Here is an 8,353-nt window from a genome sequence, read left to right on the forward strand (position 1 = left end):
AGCCGATATCGGCCAATTTCGAGCCGTGCGGAATTTGTTCAAGCAGCAGCCCGAGTCTTTGCGATAATTTTACGTTGTTCATGTAGCCACCCACGCAATCCATTTTTTTCGAAAGAGAAACAGCACTGCCAGCTCGGCCGCAATTTTTCCAATCAGCAAGAGGGAGATCCACTGCGGGTAATTATGGCGCAGCAGCAGGCTGTCTATTTCAGGCATGAGCCATAGAGCCACTCCTACCGTAAAATAGACGCCGGAAACACCTTTCACCCTATGGTACAGCAGCCAACTCAGCCAGATCATAAGCACGCACAGCGGAAGCCAGAGCAGCTGCAGCTCCCACAGGCCCGCCTCCGGACGAAGCCTGCCTGCGAACCCGGCATACAGAAGACTTAGCGCCCCGTAACCGCTGAACTGAAGCAGACCGATCCGAAGCTTGAATCCAAGGATGATCCAGACCAGCCCGCAGGCTCCCACAAGGATCGGAATCCAAACTTGCGGACTCAGACTATGCAGCGAAATCATCCATAAGCCGAAGCCAAGCATCAGCAAACTGCCAACTCCCGCCAGCGACAGGCCGATTGCCGGCATTCTGTCCCTCCATAGGCTGGCATACCCGTAACAAATAATAAGTACCGAGAGTGCTGTTGCAAGTTGCAAACCCCAGGGAAAAACGCTAAAATAAAAACCAATTAACAAAATCAAGGAAATAATTCCAAAAGCAAACAGCCATATTTTAATATTTCCCTGCTGCAAGTTCTGCAGCGTTATCGGATTTTCGCTTTTTACTTTGCCTTCATCCTCATATAAATGGGTCAGAAAATCGCAGTACTGTTCGGGAAGCAGCCTGGTACGGCGCCAATACTGGATCTCTCTCAAAATAATATCACGCTTTTCCATATTCAACGGCTATCCCTCTTTTCTAGCGCGGCTAGGGTTCAAAATAAAAGGACCTCCTGCCGCATGCAGCAGAAGGTCCGTAAAAAGCGGTTATTCCAGAAAATCCTTAAGCCGTTTGCTCCGGCTCGGATGGCGAAGTTTGCGTAAAGCCTTGGCTTCGATCTGGCGAATCCGTTCCCGGGTAACGCCAAACACCTTGCCGACTTCCTCCAACGTTCTCGTCCGGCCATCATCGAGCCCGAAGCGCAGGCGAAGCACATTCTCCTCACGCTCGGTCAGCGTGTCAAGCACATCCTCCAGTTGCTCCTTAAGCAGCTCGTAAGCCGCCGCGTCCGCAGGCGCAAGCGCCTCCTGGTCCTCGATAAAATCGCCCAAGTGGGAATCGTCTTCTTCCCCGATCGGAGTTTCCAGCGATACCGGCTCCTGGGCAATCTTCATGATCTCCCGAACCTTTTCGACGCTAAGCTCCATTTCGGCCGCAATTTCTTCCGGCGTGGGTTCGCGCCCCAGTTCCTGCAGCAGCTGGCGGGATACGCGAATCAGCTTGTTAATGGTTTCCACCATATGAACGGGAATCCGGATCGTACGCGCTTGGTCGGCAATGGCGCGGGTAATGGCCTGCCGAATCCACCAGGTTGCATACGTACTGAATTTGAACCCTTTGTTGTGGTCGAATTTCTCCACCGCTTTGATCAGACCCATATTGCCTTCCTGGATAAGATCAAGGAACAGCATGCCCCGGCCTACATAACGCTTCGCGATGCTGACTACCAGCCGCAAATTCGCCTCAGCCAAGCGGCGCTTCGCTTCTTCGTCGCCGTTCTTGATCCGCATGGCCAATTCAACCTCGTCATCGGCGGACAGAAGCGGAACACGGCCGATTTCTTTTAGATACATACGAACCGGGTCGTTAATCTTGATTCCGGGCGGAAGCGACAGATCATCATCAAAACTGAAATCGTCGCTGTCTCCGTTCTCGTTGTCCTCATTCGGACGAAGCGTTACTTCCTCGTCGTTGTCGTTAACAACTTCAATTCCCAAATCGCTAAGCTGCTCATAAAATTCATCCATTTGTTCGGGGTCCTGATCAAATGGCGACAGTTTCTCCATGATATCTTTAATATTCAGTGATGATCTTTTCTTGCCAGACTCAATAAGCTGATCTTTAACCTGGTCGAGCGTAAATTCCGCCTCCAGTTCGGTATGCTGATCGTTCGCCATTATTCGACTCCCTCCTCCCTAGATACATCCTGTCAACGTTCACTGTCTCTCTAGGGCTATAATCTCACTTGCAATTTGTGCCGCACGCAGAAAATCACCGGCTTTTTCCGCCTGAATCATCTCTTCCCGTTTCTTCTCCATCATTCGCTGCACGGGATATTTCCGCACCTCGCGGATATAATCATCCAGTACCTGCGTGCTCCAGTCCGGCGGCGACTCCATCATGGAAATCGAGGCTGCGATCTTTTCCAGCCGGTCGTCCTGGAGCGAGGACAGAAACCGGCTGATTTCCGGCTGCTTGCCCCCCGCGTAATAGGCGTATAGATAAGCGGCAATAGCCGCATGATCATCGATGTTGAAATCTTCTCCCAGATGTTCATTTACATACGCGGCGGCGTCACTATCCTGAAACATCAGGGACAGCAGACTCCGTTCCGCGGCATGGTAAGCCGGAAGCAAGGCCCTTGCTTGAACCTGCCCTTTTTTATGCCTACCATTATTCCACCTTTTGACGTTATTATCCCCTTCGGGCATGTTTTTTTGCATCGAAGCCCTGAGCAAATTGCAATCCTGCTTTAAGCTGTCGTAACTCAAATCCAGTTCGGAAGCAATTTCCTTCAGATACACTTCTCTTTCCGTAGAGGAATGCAGGGAAGCAATAATTTGCAGCGCCTCCTTGACATAGGCGATTTTACCGTCTTCCTCTAGGAGTATATGGTTTTTTTTCAGATATATAAGCTTAAATTTTATAGTTGAAACTGCGGATTCAATGATTTGTTCCCGGAAGCGGTCTCCCCCATACTGTGCCACAAATTCATCAGGATCCATTCCCCCAGGCAGCACCGCCACCTTGACGCGCAGCCCGGTCGCTTCGAGCATCGAGAGGGCCTTCATCGCCGCAGCTTGTCCCGCCCGGTCTCCGTCATAAGCGATCACGGCTTCATCCGCCAAAGCCCTCATCATCGATGCGTGATTCTCCGTTAGCGAAGTGCCCATGGTCGCCACACCGTTGTGCACACCCGATTCCCAGGCAGAAATGACATCTCCGTATCCTTCAAAAAGAACGATTTGCCGCGTTTTGCGGATAGATGCTTTGGACTGGTGCAGATTGTACAAGATCCGGCTTTTGTTGAACAGCTTGCTCTCCGGAGAATTCAAATATTTCGGCTGGCCCTCCCCGAGAATTCTTCCGGCGAAAGCCACCACTTTACCGGAACGGTTAGCAATCGGAAAAATAATCCGCCCGCGAAAACGGTCGATATAACCTTTGCCTTCGCTTCTTGAGGACAGCAGGCCGCCTTTTTCCATTTCGGCAAGGTCGAAATTCCGTCTTTCCAGAAACTGCAGCAGCGTATCCCAGCGATCTGGCGCGTATCCAATCTGGAACTGGTCAATCATATGGTCGCTGAATTTCCGGGATTTTAAATAATCCATTGCGGCTTTGCCGTATTCCGTATTCTTCAGCAAGTAATGATAGAACTTCGCAGACCATTCATACGCTTGAAGCAGCCGGTCAAGTTCCGGGTTATGCGCGGACTGCACGCCTCCGGTTCCTTCCGGTACCGGAATGTCGCTCTCTTCGGCCATAATTTTGACGGCTTCGGGAAAGGATAACCCTTCGATTTCCATCCTGAATTTGATGGCATTTCCTCCCATGCCGCAACCGAAACAATGAAACACTCCACGATCCGGAGTAACTGTGAAGGAAGGGGTGCTTTCCGAATGGAATGGGCAGAGGCCCCACAAATATTTCCCCCGCTTGGTCAGATGGACAACTTTCCCTACGGTATCAACAATATCATGCCGCGCCAATACGCTTTCGATAACTTCCTCGGGAATATTGCCGTGTCCGTTTGCCACTAACAACCACCTTCATCCCTTGACAAATAAATAGTATTCGCTACGGCTGAACATTCTCCTGCAATAATTTCAAAAGTTTTGTCAGTTTATGTTGAAAAGTATGTCGATCCTCTGCGGTGAACGGCTTAGGCCCTTTAGAGTAACGGCCTCTCCGGCGCTCTTTCGCCCTGGCATGCCTGCCTTCCAGCATCATATCCATATTGGTCTCATCGTATGTCTGCCCTCTGAAAGAAAGGGCATGGCATCCCTTCGCAAGCGCCAGAGCCGCAAGGCCATAGTCGCCGGTTAATACAACATCCCCGGATTTGATGTGATTGGCAATGTAGAGGTCGGCGCTCTGATCGCTGTTGTCTACGTGCACGACTGCGACGCCTTCACCGCCCCGGAGTTCATGAGCGTAGGACGATACCATGATCACCGGAACCCCAAAAGCACGGGCGGTGTCCGCCGTTTCCTTCTTGACCGGACAGGCATCTGCATCGACTACGATGGTTATTTTCCGAGCGTCTGAGCTTCCCATAGTCTGTCACCGTTTCCCGTGTAATATATATACGCGACGATCCCCAAAAATCCTGCCCGCTCTTCCAATCTTTAAAAAGCGTAAAATACGGAACGATAGCCATAAGCCTGTGCTTTGGCACCGTTCCGTATATTTATACCCTAAACCCGTGTCCTATACCACCAGACCTACACTTTCTTCAAAACGCAACGCGTGCAGACTTAAGTCAGAAGCTACCAGACCAGTTTGCCAAAATCGGCGAAGCTCTTCAAATCGGCATCAATCCCCGCCAGCAGCGCAAGCCGGTTCGCCCGCACCCGCTCGTCCTCGGCCATGACCATGACGGAGTCAAAAAAGACGGTTATGGCATCGCTGAGTCCAGCAAGCAGCGTGAGCGCCTGAACCGCATCATCCGCTTCCAGCGCTTTTTGGTACGGCGTATGCAGCGACTGCCAGGTTTCGTACAGTACGCTTTCGGCCGCTTCGCCCAGAAGCATGGAATCCAGAGCGGCTGCGGTGGCTTTGGCTGCCAGATTGCTGACCCGGTTGAAGGAATCCACCGTATTCTTGAAATTCTCCTTGGAGTCCACGGCATCCGCCAGCGCCTTGCTTCTGGCAACAACGGCGACAATATCGTCATAGCCCGCGGCCATAACCGCATCGACCACATCGTAACGCACATTGTCCGACAACAGACGCTTAACGCGCAGTCCGAAGAACTCATACAGGTTAGTACGCAGTTCATCCACGGAAAGTTTCAAATTTCGAGTATTTTCATGAACCTGAACGGCAATTTCGAAAATATCGTTCAGGCCAACCGGCAGCTTCCGCTCCAGCACGATCTGCACAATGCCTGCCGTCTGGCGGCGCAGCGCGTAAGGGTCCTGGGAGCCGGTAGGAATAATGCCGATCGAGAAGCAGCCGACGATCGTGTCGATTTTGTCGGCAATGCTGACGATCGCCCCGGCTTCCGTAGACGGAATGGCGTCTCCGGCAAAACGCGGCTGGTAGTGCTCGAAAATCGCCTTGGCCACCTGCTCGTCCTCGCCCGCTTTACTCGCATAATCTTCGCCCATCGTTCCCTGAAGCTCCGGAAATTCGTACACCATCTGGGTTACGAGATCAAATTTGCAAATATCCGCAGCACGGCTGACTTTCGCCGACACTTCCGGCGCTGTCTGCAGCTTGCCTGCCAGACTGTCCGCGATCTGACGGATGCGGCGGACTTTGTCGGCAACGCTGCCGAGCTCTTCATGATAAACGATGTTTTCGAGTTTGGCGAGGGCATCCTCAATCTTTAGCTTCTGATCTTCTTCATAGAAGAACTTCGCATCGGACAGACGGGCGCGCAGCACCTTCTCGTTTCCTTTGGCGATTGTTTCGAGATGTTCAGCATTACCGTTGCGCACGGTGACGAAATATGGAAGCAGCTTGCCTTCAGCATCCAGTACAGGGAAATACCGCTGATGCTCTCGCATTGAAGTGATCAGCACTTCCTGCGGAATATTCAGGAAAGCCGGATCGAACGTGCCAAACAGTACTGTCGGGGTTTCCACCAGGAACAGCACTTCTTCCAGCAGGTCTTCCTTGATTGCGATCGTCCAGTTTTTATCCGCAGCTAGCTTGTTGATTTGCTTGAGAATCAGAGCCTCTCGTTCCCTCACATCGGCAATGACGTGCTGGGTACGCAGACTTTCCGTATAATCGGCCGCCTGGCCGATGACCGCTTCCTGTCCAAGGAACCGATGGCCGCGGCTGACATTGCCTGTTCTGACGCCCGTAATCTCAAAATCGACAATGTCGCTGCCGTACAGCGCGACCAGCCAGCGGATCGGACGAACGAACTTGAATTCATACGCTCCCCAGCGCATATTTTTCGGGAACGTCATGGCGCTTACGATTCCGGTCAAGCCTTCCGCGAGCAGGGAATATGTGTCCACGCCTTCGCTGCTCTTGGTGGCGTATATATATTCGACCCCGCCCACTTCCTTAAAAGTAAACTGTTCAGGAGAAACACCCTGGCTGCGGGCAAATCCAAGCGCCGCCTTACTCCACTCGCCGGCCGCGTCCAGTGCGATTTTGCGGGAAGGACCTTTGACTTCTTCACTGACGTCCGCCTGTTTTTCGGCTACATCCTTCACAAGAACGGCCAGACGGCGCGGCGTCGCGAACGACTGCACTTCTCCGTGCTTCAGGCGGGATGCGTCCAGCCATTTGGCCATTCTGTCCTGAAGCTGCTCCATCGCCGCCCGGATAAACCGTGCAGGGATTTCTTCCAATCCGATTTCAAACAGCAGATCCTTAGCCAAGCTGAACACCTTCTTTCTTCAGCAGCGGGAAGCCGAGCTTCTCGCGCTCCTCCACGTAAGTTGCCGCCACTTGACGGGCCAGATTGCGCACTCTTGTAATAAAGCCCGTACGCTCCGTCACGCTGATCGCGCCCCGCGCATCCAGCAGGTTGAACGTATGCGAGCATTTCAGCACATAGTCATAAGCCGGGAAGACGAGATGGCGGTCCATCGCCCGGCGCGCTTCCGTTTCATACGTATTGAAAAGTCCGAACAGCATGCTGACGTCCGAGACTTCGAAGGTATATGTGGAATGCTCCACCTCTGGCTGATGGAACACGTCGCCGTAAGTCAAGCCGTCCACCCACTCCAGATCGAACACATTCTCCTTCTCCTGGATGTAGGAAGCGAGACGCTCCATGCCGTAAGTTATTTCAACCGAAACCGGGCTGGTCTCAATGCCGCCCACCTGCTGAAAATAGGTGAACTGCGTGATTTCCATGCCGTCCAGCCATACTTCCCAGCCGAGTCCCGCGCAGCCAAGCGACGGGTTCTCCCAGTTATCCTCGACGAACCGGATATCATGCTGCAGCGGATCAACGCCAAGCGCCTTCAGGCTGTCCAGATAGATCTCCTGAATATTATCCGGGGACGGCTTGATAATAACCTGGTATTGATGATGCTGATACAGACGGTTCGGGTTCTCTCCATAGCGTCCGTCCGAGGGACGGCGTGACGGCTCGACATAAGCGACCTTCCACGGCTCGGGTCCGAGGGAGCGCAAGAATGTCATCGGGTTCATTGTGCCCGCGCCTTTTTCCGTGTCATACGGCTGAACGATAATGCAGTTCTGCTTCGACCAGAACTCATTCAGCGTCAAAATCATCTGCTGAAAATTCATGCTACCGACTCCTTCGCGTTAATTTTGAGAGCTGCCGGATTCGCGGTCCCTGAAGACCGGCCAATACAACGCCCGGCATAACGTCCTGCGATGGAGGCGGCGCTCATCTATTCCGGAAGGAAGATAAGATATTCTCCGTTCCAGACCAAAAAGCTCCCGCCCCCATGCCTGAAATTCAGACATAGGGACGAGAGCTGTTCATGTGCTCCCGCGGTTCCACCCTACTTGATTCCGCTCTTCACTGACTGATGCCGGTGCTGACGAAATCCACTTTTCATGCTGCCGCCTCCGCACTCCCGGGTGCCGTTTCATGAGCGATGCCGCACCGGGCTCCCACCGTCCCCGGCTCGCTATTTCAAGCAATCGTTCACTACTTTCCCGTTCAACATGCCTGCCGGCTTCAGCCAGCGGCGGCCCTCTCGTTATTTGCCTTGATCAGCATATTCCAACAAGAAGAGACTGTTCCTATATTAACGGAAAAGCCGGCTTTCGTCAAATATCGTATTTATCGAGCTGATCCAGAAAATTTTGCGACTTTAACCGAAGCCCTAGTTGGGTATCCATGAACGCCCGCATGATTTTCTTCAATTCTTCCCGCGTACTCTCCTTGACGTCCACATTGCCCAGACGGGTCAGATCAAGTGCGGCGAACAGCCGCAGCAGCTTTAGCGCGCGGGGCGATACTTC

At 52.7% G+C, this 8,353-nt stretch carries 7 protein-coding genes; all 7 read right to left on the reverse strand.

Going from position 1 to position 8,353, the window contains the following annotated elements:
- Positions 1 to 78 precede the first annotated feature (78 nt).
- The gene (locus L691_RS0124405) at positions 79 to 903 is read right to left on the reverse strand and encodes a hypothetical protein (RefSeq protein ID WP_025692861.1); all 825 of its coding nucleotides are present in this window, start codon (positions 901 to 903) and stop codon (positions 79 to 81) included.
- An 84-nt stretch (positions 904 to 987) separates the two neighbouring features.
- Entirely contained in the window at positions 988 to 2,118 is a 1,131-nt protein-coding gene (gene rpoD, locus L691_RS0124410; protein WP_025692862.1) for an RNA polymerase sigma factor RpoD, read from the reverse strand.
- Positions 2,119 to 2,157: 39 nt separating this feature from the next.
- A complete protein-coding gene (gene dnaG, locus L691_RS0124415) occupies positions 2,158 to 3,978 on the reverse strand; it encodes a DNA primase (RefSeq protein ID WP_025692863.1) in 1,821 nt (606 codons plus the stop codon).
- Between the two features lie 40 nt (positions 3,979 to 4,018).
- Complete coding sequence (locus L691_RS0124420; protein ID WP_025692864.1) at positions 4,019 to 4,498, reverse strand: YaiI/YqxD family protein; 480 nt, start codon at positions 4,496 to 4,498, stop codon at positions 4,019 to 4,021.
- 212 nt (positions 4,499 to 4,710) lie between these two features.
- On the reverse strand, positions 4,711 to 6,786 hold the full coding sequence (gene glyS / locus L691_RS0124425; protein WP_025692865.1) for a glycine--tRNA ligase subunit beta: 2,076 nt from the start codon (positions 6,784 to 6,786) through the stop codon (positions 4,711 to 4,713).
- Positions 6,779 to 7,666 carry a glycine--tRNA ligase subunit alpha gene (glyQ, locus tag L691_RS0124430; protein WP_025692866.1) on the reverse strand — a complete coding sequence of 296 codons (888 nt, stop codon included), beginning with the start codon at positions 7,664 to 7,666 and terminating at the stop codon, positions 6,779 to 6,781. The genes glyS and glyQ overlap by 8 nt, the downstream gene beginning before the upstream one ends.
- 492 nt (positions 7,667 to 8,158) lie before the next feature.
- Positions 8,159 to 8,353: DNA repair protein RecO C-terminal domain-containing protein (locus L691_RS30065; protein ID WP_036738114.1), on the reverse strand; the 195-nt coding region annotated here is incomplete at its 5' end.

Origin of the sequence: Paenibacillus zanthoxyli JH29 (assembly GCF_000520715.1) — a bacterium.
GTDB classification, from domain to species: Bacteria; Bacillota; Bacilli; order Paenibacillales; family Paenibacillaceae; genus Paenibacillus_AQ; species Paenibacillus_AQ zanthoxyli.

What these genes read in the sequence shown, in the direction of transcription:
- rpoD (WP_025692862.1), bottom strand. Translation starts at nt 2,118, where the DNA reads ATGGCGAACGATCAGCATACCGAACTGGAGGCGGAATTTACGCTCGAC.
- L691_RS0124420 (WP_025692864.1), bottom strand. Translation starts at nt 4,498, where the DNA reads ATGGGAAGCTCAGACGCTCGGAAAATAACCATCGTAGTCGATGCAGAT.
- glyQ (WP_025692866.1), bottom strand. Translation starts at nt 7,666, where the DNA reads ATGAATTTTCAGCAGATGATTTTGACGCTGAATGAGTTCTGGTCGAAG.